The sequence below is a fragment of the Campylobacter sp. BCW_6468 genome (assembly GCF_001762865.1).
In the GTDB taxonomy this organism is placed as follows: Bacteria; Campylobacterota; Campylobacteria; order Campylobacterales; family Campylobacteraceae; genus Campylobacter_D; species Campylobacter_D jejuni.
Genome location: NZ_MJXQ01000035.1, coordinates 33,821 through 49,125, shown reverse-complemented (window position 1 = coordinate 49,125; position 15,305 = coordinate 33,821). Strand labels below are relative to the sequence as shown.

General features: G+C 29.8%; 17 protein-coding genes. 11 read left to right on the top strand and 6 right to left on the bottom strand.

Going from position 1 to position 15,305, the window contains the following annotated elements:
- Positions 1-7: 7 nt before the first annotated feature.
- On the bottom strand, positions 8-574 hold the full coding sequence (gene rsmG, locus AJ889_RS05460; RefSeq protein WP_002855974.1) for a 16S rRNA (guanine(527)-N(7))-methyltransferase RsmG: 567 nt from the start codon (positions 572-574) through the stop codon (positions 8-10).
- Positions 575-1,135 carry a GTP cyclohydrolase II gene (gene ribA / locus AJ889_RS05455; protein WP_002853056.1) on the bottom strand — a complete coding sequence of 187 codons (561 nt, stop codon included), beginning with the start codon at positions 1,133-1,135 and terminating at the stop codon, positions 575-577. It abuts the gene before it with no gap.
- A gap of 57 nt (positions 1,136-1,192) precedes the next feature.
- On the opposite strand from ribA, the gene hemB reads away from it, so the two are divergent.
- Genes hemB through AJ889_RS05425 form a run of 6 tightly spaced genes read left to right on the top strand, consistent with a single transcriptional unit; the run spans position 1,193 to position 6,948 of the window.
- Positions 1,193-2,176, top strand: coding sequence for a porphobilinogen synthase (gene hemB / locus AJ889_RS05450; RefSeq protein WP_032585061.1), 984 nt, complete (start codon positions 1,193-1,195; stop codon positions 2,174-2,176).
- Positions 2,173-3,093 carry an ornithine carbamoyltransferase gene (gene argF / locus AJ889_RS05445; protein ID WP_002870055.1) on the top strand — a complete coding sequence of 307 codons (921 nt, stop codon included), beginning with the start codon at positions 2,173-2,175 and terminating at the stop codon, positions 3,091-3,093. The genes hemB and argF overlap by 4 nt, the downstream gene beginning before the upstream one ends.
- Entirely contained in the window at positions 3,090-3,581 is a 492-nt protein-coding gene (locus AJ889_RS05440; RefSeq protein ID WP_002853412.1) for a DUF2603 domain-containing protein, read from the top strand. The genes argF and AJ889_RS05440 overlap by 4 nt, the downstream gene beginning before the upstream one ends.
- Positions 3,568-4,923: an oxygen-independent coproporphyrinogen III oxidase gene (hemN, locus tag AJ889_RS05435; protein WP_002870056.1), complete on the top strand. Its 1,356-nt coding sequence runs from the start codon at positions 3,568-3,570 to the stop codon at positions 4,921-4,923. Before AJ889_RS05440 ends, hemN begins: the two co-directional genes overlap by 14 nt.
- A gap of 1 nt (position 4,924) precedes the next feature.
- Positions 4,925-6,190, top strand: coding sequence for a (Fe-S)-binding protein (locus AJ889_RS05430; RefSeq protein ID WP_002860729.1), 1,266 nt, complete (start codon positions 4,925-4,927; stop codon positions 6,188-6,190).
- Entirely contained in the window at positions 6,187-6,948 is a 762-nt protein-coding gene (locus tag AJ889_RS05425; RefSeq protein WP_011049828.1) for a DUF5416 family protein, read from the top strand. The genes AJ889_RS05430 and AJ889_RS05425 overlap by 4 nt, the downstream gene beginning before the upstream one ends.
- 2 nt (positions 6,949-6,950) lie before the next feature.
- On the opposite strand, the gene AJ889_RS05420 is transcribed toward AJ889_RS05425, so the two are convergent.
- Complete coding sequence (locus AJ889_RS05420; protein WP_002853356.1) at positions 6,951-7,157, bottom strand: membrane protein; 207 nt, start codon at positions 7,155-7,157, stop codon at positions 6,951-6,953.
- A gap of 234 nt (positions 7,158-7,391) precedes the next feature.
- On the opposite strand from AJ889_RS05420, the gene AJ889_RS05410 reads away from it, so the two are divergent.
- Together AJ889_RS05410 and AJ889_RS05405 are read left to right on the top strand one after the other, a co-directional pair.
- Complete coding sequence (locus AJ889_RS05410; protein WP_032584420.1) at positions 7,392-8,003, top strand: hypothetical protein; 612 nt, start codon at positions 7,392-7,394, stop codon at positions 8,001-8,003.
- Position 8,004: 1 nt separating this feature from the next.
- A complete protein-coding gene (locus AJ889_RS05405; RefSeq protein WP_002860727.1) occupies positions 8,005-9,156 on the top strand; it encodes a M20 aminoacylase family protein in 1,152 nt (383 codons plus the stop codon).
- A 3-nt stretch (positions 9,157-9,159) separates the two neighbouring features.
- On the opposite strand, the gene AJ889_RS05400 is transcribed toward AJ889_RS05405, so the two are convergent.
- A complete protein-coding gene (locus tag AJ889_RS05400; protein WP_032584418.1) occupies positions 9,160-9,900 on the bottom strand; it encodes a YaaA family protein in 741 nt (246 codons plus the stop codon).
- Positions 9,901-9,992: 92 nt separating this feature from the next.
- On the bottom strand, positions 9,993-11,111 hold the full coding sequence (jlpA, locus tag AJ889_RS05395) for a lipoprotein adhesin JlpA (protein WP_004308480.1): 1,119 nt from the start codon (positions 11,109-11,111) through the stop codon (positions 9,993-9,995).
- A gap of 220 nt (positions 11,112-11,331) precedes the next feature.
- On the opposite strand from jlpA, the gene AJ889_RS05390 reads away from it, so the two are divergent.
- A complete protein-coding gene (locus AJ889_RS05390; RefSeq protein ID WP_002860724.1) occupies positions 11,332-12,171 on the top strand; it encodes a cysteine ABC transporter substrate-binding protein in 840 nt (279 codons plus the stop codon).
- 40 nt (positions 12,172-12,211) lie between these two features.
- Positions 12,212-13,459: an MFS transporter gene (locus AJ889_RS05385; RefSeq protein ID WP_002853620.1), complete on the top strand. Its 1,248-nt coding sequence runs from the start codon at positions 12,212-12,214 to the stop codon at positions 13,457-13,459.
- Here the strand turns inward: AJ889_RS05385 and AJ889_RS05380 are convergent.
- The gene (locus tag AJ889_RS05380; protein WP_052775773.1) at positions 13,442-14,710 is read right to left on the bottom strand and encodes a M20/M25/M40 family metallo-hydrolase; all 1,269 of its coding nucleotides are present in this window, start codon (positions 14,708-14,710) and stop codon (positions 13,442-13,444) included. The two genes, AJ889_RS05385 and AJ889_RS05380, sit on opposite strands and share 18 nt — an antisense overlap.
- 67 nt (positions 14,711-14,777) lie before the next feature.
- Between AJ889_RS05380 and AJ889_RS05375 the strand changes: the two genes are divergently transcribed.
- Positions 14,778-15,305 carry a thermonuclease family protein gene (locus AJ889_RS05375; protein WP_002853671.1) on the top strand — a complete coding sequence of 176 codons (528 nt, stop codon included), beginning with the start codon at positions 14,778-14,780 and terminating at the stop codon, positions 15,303-15,305.

Sequence of the window (15,305 nt, the reverse complement as noted above, 5' to 3'; positions counted from 1 at the left end):
CTTAGGGCTACTTTAAAATACAATATCTTCTTAAATTATTTTCAAAAATTTCATAATCTTTTATATTTTCAAGTTCTTGATAAATTTCACTACCTTTCCATAAAATAAAAACTGTATTTTCATCTTTTAGATTTTTGCAAATTTCAAGCAAAGGCTTGACATCCATTAAGGCTCTTGAAGTGATGATATCAGCTTTAAAGGTATTCTTGTATTCTTGAACTTTTTCTTTGTAAATATGTAAATTTGGAAGTTCACATTCTATTTTTAATGTCCGCAAAAAGGCAGCTTTTTTGGGATTGGGTTCGAAAAGATGAAAATTGCTTTGCAGTAAAAAAGCTAAAAATACAGCTGGAAATCCTGCGCCACTTCCTATATCGGCAATATTTTTTGCTTTAGAAAAATCATAAAAATCTAAAATTTTAATACTATCAAAGATATTTTCATCTATATTTTTTAAATGAGTAAGATTGTGAATGCGGTTAAATTTAGATAATAATTCTTTATAAATTTTTACCTTTTCTTCAAAGTTTTTTAAATCGTAGTTTTGCAAAAAATCATAATCTTTAAAAATCATTTATTTAAGATGTCCCATTTGAGTTTGTTTTATGTTTAAATACTCTACATTAAAACGATTAGGTTCTATTAAAATCGGTATGCGTGTGATGATTTTTTCTTTGATAGAATCTAGCTTTTCAGGGTTATTTGTGAGTAAATTAACCTTAGAAATTTCATAGTGTTTGAGTATAAATTCTACAATTTCATAAGTTCTCTCATCGGCTTTAAAGCCAAGCTGATGATTTGCTTTAATCGTATCAAAACCTTTATCTTGTAAAGCATAAGCATTAACCTTGTTAAAAAGCCCTATACCCCTTCCTTCTTGTCTAAGATAAATCACCATTCCGCCATTCTTTTCTATATATTTTAGTGAAAATTCAAGCTGTTCTCCGCAGTCGCATTTTAAACTTCCTAAAGCATCTCCTGTTAAGCACTCTGAATGAATTCTTAGATTGAGTGTATCTTTTGGAGTGTTTTTAAATATGCATAAATGTTCTTTATCGTTTTCTTTGAAACTTTGCATTTGGAAATTTCCCCATTTGCTAGGTAAATTCGCAATTTCTGAAATTTTTATTTCCATTTACTACTCTCTATAATCAAATTTATGTTAAGATTTTAGCAAAAAAAGGACAAAAAAATGTTTAAAAGATTTAGAAGATTAAGGCTTAATGAAAACTTAAGATCTATGGTAAGGGAAAATTCTTTAAGTGTAAATGATTTGATTTATCCGCTTTTTGTGGTTAATGGAACGGGGATAAAAAAAGAAATTTCTTCTATGCCTGATGTGTTTCAAATGAGTTTAGATGAAATTTTAAAAGAGTGTCAAAATGTAGTTAATTTAGGCATTAAAGCCATTATACTTTTTGGCGTTTTGGAAAATGAGAAAAAAGACAGCTGTGGAAGCGATGCTTTAGATGATGAAGGGCTTGTTGCAAGAAGTATAAGAGAGATTAAGAAAAATTTTCCAGATCTTTTTATAATCAGTGATCTTTGTTTTTGCGAATACACAGATCACGGGCATTGTGGGATTATCAATCCAAAAACAAAAAGTGTGGATAATGATGTCACTTTAGAAATTTCAGCCAAACAAGCCTTAGTTCACGCAAGAGCAGGGGTAGATATGATAGCACCTAGTGGAATGATGGATGGTATTATCACTACTTTGCGCAAAGCTTTAGATAAAGAAGGTTTTGAAAATTTGCCTATAATGGCGTATTCTACTAAATTTGCTTCAAGTTATTATGGGCCATTTCGAGATGTAGCAGAATCAGCTCCAAGTTATGGAGATAGAAAAAGCTATCAAATGGATTTTGCTAATGGTAAAGAAGCTTTAGAAGAAAGCTTGGAAGATGAAGCACAAGGAGCTGATATTTTGATGGTAAAACCCGCTCTTGCTTATCTTGATGTGGTTAAAGAAATATCCCTTCATTCTAACTTGCCTTTGTGTGTTTATAATGTAAGCGGAGAGTATGCTATGTTAAAGGCAGCTAAAAATGCAGGAGTGATTGATTATGAAAAAGTTTTGTATGAAACTATGATAGCTTTTAAAAGAGCAGGGGCAAAGCTTATCATCACTTATCATGCCAAAGAATTAGCTAAAATGTTAAAAGGAGAAAAATGAAACATTTTTTAACTTTAAGAGATTGTTCTAAGGAGGAAATTTTAAGCCTTGTAAATCATGCTAGCGAGTTAAAAAAAGAGCCTAAAAAACTTTTACAAGATAAAACTTTAGCAATGATTTTTGAAAAAAACTCTACAAGAACAAGAATGGCCTTTGAATTAGCCATAACAGAGCTTGGCGGAAAGGCTTTATTTTTAAGTAGCAATGATTTACAACTTAGTCGTGGCGAGCCTGTAAAGGATACAGCTAGGGTGGTAGGGGCGATGGTTGATTTTGTGATGATGAGAGTCAATAAACATGAAACTTTACTCGAATTTGCAAGATATTCTAAAGCCCCTGTGATCAATGCTTTAAGCGAGCTTTATCACCCTACTCAGGTTTTAGGAGATTTGCTTACTATCAAAGAATGGAATAAGATGCAAAATGGTATAGCAAAAGTTGCTTTTATCGGAGATAGTAACAATATGTGCAATTCTTGGCTTATTGCGGCTGCGATTTTGGGCTTTGAATTTAGTATAGCTATACCAAAAAACTATAAAATTAGCCCTGAAATTTGGGAATTTGCTATGAAACAGGCTTTGATTTCAGGAGCTAAAATTTCCTTAAGTCATGATAAATTTGAAGCCTTAAAGGATAAAGATGTAGTCATTACCGATACTTGGGTTTCTATGGGTGAAGAGAATGAAAAAGAACGCAAGATTAAAGAATTTGAAGGATTTATGATCGATAAAAAGGCTATGAGCGTTGCCAATAAAGACGCGATATTGCTTCATTGTTTGCCTGCTTATAGGGGTTATGAAGTGAGTGAAGAAATTTTTGAAAAACATGCAGATGTGATTTTTGAAGAAGCAAGAAATCGCCTTTATGTGGTAAAAGCCTTGCTTTGCTTTTTGGATAATCAGAGAGGAAGAGAATGAAAGAGCTAGAAAAGTATAGCACTTGCTTAAAACGCATTGATGAATTTAGTCAAAATCTAGGAATAAAGAAAAAAGATAGAACGATTTTTAAAATGAAGCAAAGCGAGAATGAAAACGAAAAATGTTTAGTTCTTGAAAATGGAAGTTTTGATTCTCCTGAGCCTTGGTTTGTGATCGATGAAAACGATGAAATTCACACTTTGCTTTCTTTGCAAAGTCTTAAGAATATACTTGAAAGTTTAAAACAAAGTCAAAAAGAGAATTTTGAATTGCGTTTAGAAAAGGCGATTTATCAACAAATTCCTGTAGATTTTAACGATGTTTGGACGGTTGCTATGGATGAGATCAAGCAAAAGGCGCAAAATGGCACCATGGAAGTTAGTATTGATCTTGAAAAATTAATTTCTAAAATCAAACAAGAGCATCCAAATTTATTTGTAGATATGCAAGCGATGATAGAAAGGGTAAACCAAAATGAGAGATTATAAAGCTTTTGTAAAATACTCTAAAGCAGGACCACGCTACACTTCTTATCCTACAGCAGTAGAGTTTAATGCAAATTTCAAATACGAAGAATATATAGAAATTTTAAAAAAGCAAGATAGATCTTTATCGCTTTATTTTCATTTACCATTTTGTAGGAGTGCTTGTTATTTTTGTGGTTGCAATGTTATTTATACAGCCAAAGAAGAGAGTAAAGAAAGGTATTTAACTTATATTTTTAAAGAGCTTGATATTTTAAGTACTATTTTAGATACTAAAAGAGAAGTGGTGCAAATGCACTTTGGGGGCGGAACTCCAACTTTTTTTAGTGCTAAACAACTTCAAAATTTGATTTTAAAAATCAGATCTGTTTTTGGAAATTTTTCTAAAGATGTAGAGATTAGCTGTGAGATCGATCCGCGTTTTTTAAATGAGGAACAAGCCACAGTTTTAACGCAAAATGGCTTTAATCGTATCAGCTTTGGAGTGCAGGATTTTGATGAAAAAGTTCAAAAAGAAATTCATCGCATCCAGCCTTTTGAATTAACACAAAATGCTTTAAATCTTGTAAGAAGCAAAGGGATAAAGTCTGTAAATATGGATTTAATTTATGGTTTGCCTTATCAAAATTTACAAAGCTTTACACAAACTTTAGAAAAAGTTATGCTTTTAAACCCTGATCGTTTGGCGATTTTTAATTACGCTCATGTGCCTTGGCTTAAGAAAAATATGAGAAAATTTGATGAAAATACCTTGCCAAGTCCTGATGTTAAGCTTGAAATTTTAGAATTTTGTGAGAAATTTTTAAGCAAAAATGGTTATAAAATGATAGGAATGGATCATTTTGCAAAAGAAAATGATGAGCTTTTTAAAGCTTTAGAAAATGGAACTTTGCATAGAAATTTCCAAGGTTATACTACCAAAGGCGGTGCTGATTTAGTCGGTATTGGGCTTACAAGTATAGGCGAAGGGCAAAGACATTATGCGCAAAATTTTAAAGATATGTCAAGTTATGAAGCTGCATTAGATAGAGGAGTTTTGCCTTTTGAAAGAGGCGTAGCTTTAAGCGATGATGATGAGCTTAGAAAAGCAGTGATTATGGAGTTAATGGCAAATTTTAAGCTTGATATCAAGTCAATAGAAAAAGAATTTTGCATTGATTTTCAGGAGTATTTTAAAGAGGATTTAAAAGCTTTGGAAGAATACAAAGATTTTATTAATTTTGATGAAAATTTTATCAAAGTCAATGAAACAGGCGTTTTGCTTATAAGAAATATTGCTATGTGTTTTGATGCTTATATGAAAAACATTAGTGAAGATAAAAAAGTATTCTCAAAAACGGTGTAAGATGAAATTTAGTCAAATAAGTGATGCTTGCGTTAAATGTGGCAAATGTATACCTGTTTGTACTATACATGAAGAAAATCGCGATGAAATTACTAGTCCAAGAGGATTTTTAGATCTTTTAGCTGCTTATAAAGAGGGAAGTCTAGAGCTTGATAAAGAAGCTAAGAAAGTTTTTGAATCTTGTTTTTTATGCACCAATTGTGTTGAAGTATGTCCAAGTAAATTAAGAGTAGATAATGCCATAGAAGAAGTTCGTTATGATATAGCTAAAAAATTTGGTATAGCTTGGTATAAAAAACTTATTTTTTTCTTTTTAAGAAGACGCAAAATTTTAGATTTGGTAGCTAAGCTTGGCTATGTGTTTCAAAGTTGTGCGTTTAAAATTCAAAATGAGAATGAAAATACAGGTATGAAGGCAAGATTTTCCATGCCTTTTGTTAAAAAGGGAAGATTGCTTACAAGTTTTAATAAAAAAAGTTTCTTAAATTCTAATCCAAAATTTATCAATAATGATGGAGAAAAAACAATAGGTTTTTTTGTAGGTTGTTTGGCGAATTATTTTTACATAGATACGGCTAATGCAGTGCTTAAAATCGCTAAGGAATTAAAAATCAATGTGGATTTGATGAAAGAACAAGTGTGTTGTGGAGCGCCGCAATTTTTTACGGGTGATTTTAAAAGTGTTGAAGTTTTGGCTAAAAAAAATATTGAGTATTTTGAAAAAAAATTAGAAAAATTAGATGCTATTATAGTTCCTGAGGCCACTTGTTCGGCTATGTTAAAGATAGATTATGAACATTTTTTTATAATGCAAAATGATTTAGACTGGGCAAAACGCGCAAAATGTGTGTCATCTAAGATATATATGGCTAGCGAGTATTTTTATAAATTTACTTCTTTAGAAGAAATTTTAAAAACAAAAAATAAAATTAATTATAGCATTACTTATCACGATCCTTGCCATGCAAGAAAAATGCAAGGGGTTTTTAAAGAGCCAAGAGAACTTTTAAAAACAAATTATCATTTTGTAGAAATGAGTAATTCTAATACTTGTTGCGGTTTTGGCGGGGTGGGTATGCAAACGGATTATTATGATAGAGCCTTAAGTGTAGGGCTTAAAAAAGCACAAATGATCGATGAAAGTAAGGCTAGTGTGGTAAGTGCCGAGTGTTCAGCTTGCAGAATGCAAATTTCAAATGCATTAGAACAAAATTCAAGCAAGGTTGTTTTTGCTAGTCCTTTAGAACTTATAGCAAAAGCTTTGTGATGATGAAGATAGTATTTAAAGGCAAAAGTTCTGAATATGAAATTCAAAGATCGTGCTTTTGTGTTGATGCTTTTGTGATTAAAGATAAGATTGAAGAACGAGATGGTGTTGATTTTATCACTTCAAATGTAGATCTTTTGGAATTTAGTGATGACAGTTTTACTTTTGAAGAAATTGTAAAACATTTTAATATTTGTGATAGTGAAGATATGATTATCGTTGAAGATTTTGACATGAAATCAAACAAAGATAATCAAAACCAAGAAGATGATATAGAACACAACATCTTAAAATCCGAAAAAATAATACATGAAAACACAAAACAAACAAGTATGCAATTTAAAAATTTAAAATTTTTTTCAAGAATTTTTAAAAATGAAAATTTTCTTTCTGATTTTAAAGAAAGTAAGCAAGAAGTTGTTACTATCAAAAAACATGAAAAACTTGAAATTTTTAAAAATTTATCTCAAGAAGATCAAGAAATTAGCTTTGTTAAAATTGAAATTTTAAATTATGATAGTAATGAAGATAGTTTAAGTTTTAATCTTGATATATTTCCAAGCGGTATGAGCTATAAGTACGGAATTTTAAAAGGCTCTATGCATATTATTTTACAAGGTAAAACTTCTAGTACGATGCTTTTTCCGTTTTTAAAAAGTATGATTTATAAAAATAAAAGCGAAAATTCAAGTGAAAAAATTTTTACTTTAATGATAAATCAGAAAAAACACTATAAGCTTATCGCAAATCTTTCTTAGTTTTATTTTATTATATTTTCTATATTAGAGCGATTTTTTTCAATTAAAGAGCGATTTTTTTGAGTTGTTTCTTTAAGATCGGCTATATCTTCTTTCATATTTTGTATGTTTTGGTTGAGTAATTTTATCTTTTTTTCATAGCGAGTAACGATGATAAAGACTACAAATAAAAATATAATAATCAAAAAAATAAATGCTAAAAATTCCATATTTTTCCTTTTTAAAACTAGATTTTGAAATATATCATTTAAATACTTCAAAAAACTTTTACGGGTTTTTTTATTTTGTATTTTAGTTTTTTTATCTTTAAACTTATATATAAATTTTCGAAAAGTAACAAAAAAATATATAAAAAAATAATTAAATTAAAAAAATAATTAAAGATAATAAATATCTTATTTTTTTATGTTATATTTTAATAAATATCTAAAAAGGATTTTGATATGGAAAAATCACTTTTATTTCATTTTAGACGCATTGGAGTTGAATTTATCATTTTTAGTGTTTATGCTGTTTTTAGTATCTCTTGGGCAGCAACAGGGTCTTTAATGCCTTTGATTTCAAATGATCTTGCCCTAAATACTCAGCAAGCTACTTTAATCACTAGCATGATAGTAGTTGCGAAAATTTTTGGTCCTTATCTTGGATTATTTTTTAAAAGAAAAAATATTTCTTTTAAAATAATGCTATTGTCTGGAGGAGCGTGTATTTTTATATGCGGATTTTGTATGTTATTTTTACAAAATTTAGTATTGATACAGATTTTTGCTGTGTTATCAGGCATTTTTTATTCTATGTGGTTTCCATTTTTCTTTAATCTACCTTCAGAATTAAAAAATTCCAACCCAAATCAAACTGCTTATATTATGAGTGCTTTTTGGAGTATTACCTTTGTTATACTATCATTTAACCTATGGGTAGTATCTTGGAGTGTTGATAAAACCCATAGTTTTACTTTGGGTTTTGTTTATATTTTTGCTTTGATTTTTATTTCAGCGATCTTAGCACAATTTGTTTTACCTAGAAGAGAAAATTTTATACAAGGAGAAAAATAGAATGAATTTAATTCCAGAAATACTAGACTTACAAGGCGAATTTGAAAAAATTCGTCATCAAATTCATGAAAATCCTGAGCTTGGTTTTGATGAATTATGTACTGCAAAATTAGTGGCGCAAAAATTAAAAGAATTTGGTTATGAGGTTTATGAGGAAATAGGAAAAACAGGCGTTGTGGGGGTTTTAAAAAAGGGGAATAGCGATAAAAAAATAGGACTTCGTGCAGATATGGATGCTTTGCCTTTGCAAGAATGCACAAATTTGCCTTATAAAAGCAAAAAAGAAAATGTAATGCATGCTTGCGGTCATGATGGACATACTACTTCTTTATTGCTTGCTGCAAAGTATTTAGCAAGTCAGAATTTTAATGGCACTTTAAATCTTTATTTTCAACCTGCTGAAGAGGGTTTGGGTGGTGCTAAGGCAATGATAGAAGATGGATTGTTTGAAAAATTTGATAGTGATTATGTTTTTGGATGGCACAATATGCCTTTTGGTAGCGATAAGAAATTTTATCTTAAAAAAGGTGCGATGATGGCTTCTTCGGATAGTTATAGCATTGAAGTTATTGGAAGAGGTGGTCATGGAAGTGCTCCAGAAAAGGCAAAAGATCCTATTTATGCTGCTTCTTTACTTGTTGTGGCTTTACAAAGCATAGTATCTCGCAATGTTGATCCCCAAAATTCAGCAGTTGTAAGCATAGGAGCTTTTAATGCAGGACATGCTTTTAATATCATTCCAGATATTGCAACGATTAAAATGAGTGTTAGAGCATTAGATAATGAAACTAGAAAGCTAACTGAAGAAAAAATTTATAAAATTTGTAAAGGTCTTGCACAGGCTAATGATATAGAGATTAAAATCAATAAAAATGTTGTTGCACCAGTGACTATGAATAACGATGAAGCTGTGGATTTTGCTAGTGAGGTTGCAAAAGAATTATTTGGCGAAAAAAATTGTGAATTTAATCATCGTCCTTTAATGGCAAGTGAGGATTTTGGATTTTTTTGCGAAATGAAAAAATGTGCCTATGCTTTTTTAGAAAATGAAAACGACATTTATTTACATAATTCTAGTTATGTTTTTAATGATAAGCTTTTAGCTAGGGCTGCAAGTTATTATGCGAAGCTAGCTTTAAAATACTTAAAATAAAAACTAATCTAGAATTTCAAGCACAATTTCTTCCTTTAAACCTTTGATTTGAATTTCTTTGAGTTTTAGGTTTGAAGGAAGGTTTGCTAAAAGCTCTTTATTGTTTTTTATTTGGTTTTTTGCACTTATGGAGAGTAAAATTCCCCTATAAGCTTTAGCAAAATGACTGATGACTTTACCATTTTTTACAAATTTATAAGTATAAAATTTCTTTTTTGGGGTGTAGAATTTATCATAAAATCCTGCTCTAAGGTCAAGTATTTCTTTATTTTCTAAGTATTCATCTAAGGCTTTACTAAAATGTTCTTTATAAAATTTCTCTATGGCAAAATTTCCTATTTTAGCCCCTTGCTTGAATTTATAAAAAGGTAGGGTATCATTAGCTCTTACAACGCCAAAAAGATTAGAAAATATAAGAGTATTTTCTAAAATATAAGCTTGACTTTTTTTATCTAAAGCTTTAAAATTAAGATATTCATAACTTACCCCAGTATAAAGCAATATAGCTTCTTGAGTGGGAGCTTGTTTTAAGTCGTGTTTAAATTTATCAATTTCATTTTCGTTTTTAATGCCAAAAAGTTCTTGTAATTTTTTTAAACTTGCATTTTTGATAAATTCTCCATAATGCTTTAAAGCTTCCATTCTATAAGGAAATAATTCTTTAAATATAAATGAGTTTTCATCGATGGGATTTTTTGTACAATTTTCATTTTTGCTTTCACTAGGGGAGAATAAAATTTTCATTTTAGCCTTTTTTGTTAATGTTATGAAAACATTAAGAGCAAAGAAATTTAATCTTGCTTTTAATGTTTTTGAAGTTTTTATCATTTTAAAATTTAAAATGACGCTCCGCCCATTAACATAGAAAACATGATAAATGGAAGTATAATTTTTAACGCTTCTGTGGCATCTTGATTGTTGATGCTTAGTTTTTCTATGCTGTCGATTCCCTGTGTGCTATAGTCACTAACAGGGATGTTTTTAAATTTTAAATCAAGATTGAGTTTATAATCATCATTTTGAGTGATATTGTTTAAAATAGCTAAAGCTTTATCAAAGATTAATGCTTGTTCTTCATTTTGACTTTGAGTTTTTAAGGTTTGTAAATTTTCCTTAGCAGTTGTTATATAGCTACTAAATACGCCTTCGGTTTTAAGAGTTGAATCAATTTTAAAATTGTTTAAGATGATGTATTTTTGGATTGTATTGCTAAAATCTGAAGCTTGTTCGTAGTTTGCTATATTAAGAAGTTCATTGATAGCTTGTTCATCCATAGCTAAAGTTTGAGTGTTAAATTTTATACCCTTAGAATCAAGGTAATTAAGCAAATCTTCTTTTAGATTTATATTTAGATTTGTATTGAAATTTAATTTTGCGTTATAAAATTTTATATCAAGATTATCTAGATAATTGTTTTCTTGTTTGTTTATAGAGTTATCAAATGATAAAGTATAAGAATCCGAGCTTAATTTATTGATAAAAGATCTGATTTTTGGATCTTGTTGAAATAAGCTTGCATTGATGTCACTAACAACTTTTTCTCCAAGTTTAAAATCTTCAAAAACCAAATTTGATTGTATGCTTTTTTGGTTTTTAAAAAGATCGTTGTAATATTCTTTAATGCTAATTGATGTATTTGCTTCGCCTTTGTAAATTTCATTTGAACGAATTTTGATATTTTTTGCTTGAAATAGTTCTTGATACTCATCGTTATTATCTTTTGCAAGAGTTTTGAAATTTGGACTTAAACACGCTATAAAATCACCATCTGCATTGCATTTAAAATCAGAAAATTCAATCTTTATTCCAGAGTCCTGAGAAAGACTTGCAATTTCTTGTTTAACTGTTTGATTTAGTTGATTTTCATATTTTTTAACTGTTTTTTCATCTATGGAATTTCCGCAAGCTGAAAACAAAACAGCTATTCCAATAGAGAGAAAAATACCTTTTTTCATAGTTTTCTCCTTAAAAAATTTAAAAAAAAGATTATATCTTTTTTTACTTAAAATTTAAACAATACTAAAAGAGAGTGTGTGATTAATTACATTTTTACACATAGGAAAATCTTTTTAGTTTGTTTCAAATGCATTATTTATAATTTTAAGTATAATTAACTTTGCAATTATTATATATTTTTGCAACAGCTTTAAGCTTATTTTTAAAGAAAGGAAATGTATGAAAAAAATACTTCTAAGTGTTTTAACGACCTTTGTTGCAGTAGTATTGGCTGCTTGTGGAGGAAATTCTGACTCTAAAACTTTAAATTCTCTTGATAAGATCAAGCAAAATGGAGTTGTTAGGATTGGGGTATTTGGCGATAAACCACCTTTTGGTTATGTAGATGAAAAAGGAAACAATCAAGGCTATGATATAGCTTTAGCTAAACGCATAGCAAAAGAACTTTTTGGCGATGAAAATAAGGTGCAATTTGTTCTTGTTGAAGCTGCAAATAGGGTTGAGTTTTTAAAATCAAATAAAGTAGATATTATTTTGGCTAATTTTACTCAAACTCCGCAAAGGGCAGAACAGGTTGATTTTTGCTTGCCTTATATGAAGGTAGCTTTAGGCGTAGCTGTACCAAAGGATAGTAATATAACTAGCGTAGAAGATTTAAAAGATAAAACCTTGCTTTTAAACAAAGGTACAACAGCAGATGCTTATTTTACGCAAAATTATCCTAATATTAAAACTTTAAAATATGATCAAAATACCGAAACCTTTGCCGCTTTGATGGATAAAAGAGGCGATGCTTTAAGTCATGATAATACCTTGCTTTTTGCTTGGGTGAAAGATCATCCTGATTTTAAAATGGGTATCAAAGAGTTAGGTAACAAAGATGTTATCGCACCAGCGGTTAAAAAAGGCGATAAAGAACTTAAAGAATTTATCGATAATTTGATCATTAAACTAGGCCAAGAGCAGTTTTTTCACAAGGCTTATGATGAAACTTTAAAAGCTCATTTTGGAGATGATGTTAAGGCTGATGATGTAGTGATTGAAGGTGGAAAAATTTAATAAAGGGCTTTTTGCCCTTTATATTGATTTAGGATAAAATATGCAAAAAAAATACAAAAATATTATTTATGCTTCTTTGGGTGGAATTTTAGAATTTTATGATTTTGTGCTTTTTGCCTTTTTTTTGGATATTTTTGCTAAGGTATTCTTTCCGCAAAATGATGCTTTTTGGATGCAGATAAATGCTTATATAGCCTTTGGTGCTGCTTATTTAGCGCGTCCTTTTGGTTCTATTGTGATGGCACATTTTGCTGATAGATATGGAAGAAAGAATATTTTTTATATTTCTATGCTTTTGATGGTTTTGCCTAGTTTTGCTTTAGCTTTTTTGCCAAGTTATGAAAGTATAGGTATATTTGCTACTTTGATTTTATTTACTATACGCATTTTGCAAGGTTTAGCCGTTGGAACTGAGGTGAGCGGAGCTTGGATTTATGTGAGCGAATTTGTCAAAGGGCGTCAAATTCCTTTAGCTCTTGGTTTTATTTCAGCGACTTTAACCATAGGTTTATTGCTAGGAAATATTGCCACTTTAGGCATAAGATCTTATTTTACCCCAGAAGAAGTTCAAAGCTATGCTTGGAGAATTCCTTTTATCATAGGAGGATTTTTTGGAATTTTAGCTTTGTTTTTAAGAAATAAACTCAGCGAAACTCCAGAATTTATAAAAGTTCAAAATGAAAAGAAAATTTTAAGTTTTCCATTGTTCGAAGCTTTAAAAACTCATAAAATGAGTATGCTTGTTTGTTTTTTAATGACCATGGTTTTAACAAGCGGTGTGGCAACTTTGATGATTTTACCTAAGTATTTTGAAAGTCTTTTAGCTATGAGTAAAACTTCTGCTTTATGGGTGCAAAATTTTGCTATTTTAGCGGTGATTTTTGGAGCTTTATTTCAAGGTTTTTTAGCAAGCAAATGGGGAAGCTATAGGATTTGTTTTATTTTTAGTATAGCTTTTATTATTTTTGGTGTGCTTTTTAGTTTTTATGATGAGAATTTTTTATTTTATTTTTTACTGGCTTGTTTTGCACAAGGTATTATTACTTTCGCGCCTGTTTTTATGACGCAAATTTTTAAAAGTGAACTGAAATTTAGCGGGCTTAGTTTTGCTTATAATATTTCTTATGCGATTTTAGGTTTTTTAACCCCTTTTATAGTTAATGCTTTTTATAAAGAGTATTTGGGTATTTATCTTGCTATAGTGGGATCTTGTTCCTTGCTTTGCGTGTTTTTGTTAAAACGCGTTTTTGCAAGAAGCAAGATTAAAGAATTAAGCATTGTCTTTTAAAACTTCAAAAACAACCTTAGATATTTTTTCAACTGAAGCGATTTCACAATGCTCATCAGTTGAATGAGGATTATGGATATTTGGGCCTATAGAAGCGCATAAAAGCTCTTGTTTTTTCTCTATAATGCCACACTCAAGCCCTGCATGGATAGCTGAAACTTTGGCATTAGGCGATACTTTTTTAAGCGCTTTAAAAACCATGTCGCTAAGTGCGTTTGGTTTGCCTTCCCAAGGTGGATAGAAATTAAAACTTCTTACTTTAAAATCAAAAGCCTTGAAAAATTCTAAAGTTTCAAATTCTACTTGCTTAAGTCCATCAAGTATATTAGATCTTGCAAAAAGTGCGAATTTGATTTGGTTATCTTGCATTCTTAAAGTAGCTAGGTTAATGCTTGTTTGAACTATATCTAGATTTTCATCATAAGCTCTAACTCCATGAGTGAAAGAATTTATAAGGCTTAAAAGTTTTTTACTTTGATCGCAAATTTCAAATTCGCCTTCTTCTTTAAATTCACATTTTATCCAGTTATTACTCTTTACTTCATCTTTAAAATGCACTAAAGCTTTGGCGTGTTTAGGTATAGAATTGATTCTTTCTCCGCCTTCAAAAGAAATGATTTCTCCTTCATTCTCTTGTATGAATTTAGCCATTTCTTTGATGGAACTTTTTTCATTGCGTATGATATTTATGCCTGAGTGTCCACCTTTAAAATTTTGCGCACAAAGCTCATAAATTTTACCCTTTTTTCTAAGGGTATTAAAAGACAAACTTGCTTCTATATCTACTCCACCTGCACAGCCTATCATGATCTCATCATCGCTTTCATGATCTAAATTTAAAAGCATTTTAGATTCTAAAGTGTGCTCGAGTGAATTCACTCCCATGAGTCCTACTTCTTCATCGTTTGTAAAAAGACATTCTAAATTTTCAAATTCAGCCATAGCACTCATCATGATGGCTATACCTATGCCATTATCTGCACCAAGACTTGAATTTTTGGCTCTTAAAAAGCCATTTTCTTCATAAACTTCTAAGTTTGGTGCATCGCCCATACAGACCATATCATAATGGCTTTGTAGACAAATTTTTGGTTTGCCTTTTATGGCATGGATATTTCCTGCCTTATCTACACTCACCTTAAAGCCTTTATCTTTGGCGTAAGAGCTTAAAAATTCTTTCATTTGTTCTGTTTCATAACTGCAATGAGGAATTTTGCATAATTGTTTAAAATTTTCTATAACATTTTGCATTTTATCTCCTTTGTTTTGATAAAATTATGGCATATTTTTTAAAATTTAAAGGCAAAATGATTAAAAAATGAGAATAAATTATAAAAAATTATTTAATCTAAGAAAATTATTAAGTGATCCAAAAAAACTTTTTTCTGTATTAATCTTCACTCTTGTAGTTGTTTTTATCCAGAACTATATTGCCCAAAATTCTAGTTTTGAAGGAAAAGTAGTTAGAATTATTGATGGAGATACTATAGAAGTTAATCATGAAAACAAACTCGCTAGAATAAGATTTTTTGGTATAGATGCACCAGAACTTAAACAAAGTTTTGGAAAGCAATCAAAAGAAGCTTTAAGTAGAATTTTAAGCGGCAAACAAGTTGAAATTATTTATAAAAATAAAGATACTTATGGTAGAATTGTTGCTATTGTAAAGCTTAATGATGTTGATATTAATCGATTTTTAGTAAGCAAAGGCTATGCTTGGGCTGATACTTACTATAGTAACGCTTATACCAAAGAACAAGAAAATGCTAAGAAAAATCATTTAGGTCTTTGGAAAGAGAGTAATCCTATAGAGCCTTATAAATGGAGAAAACACAATAAATTCTAA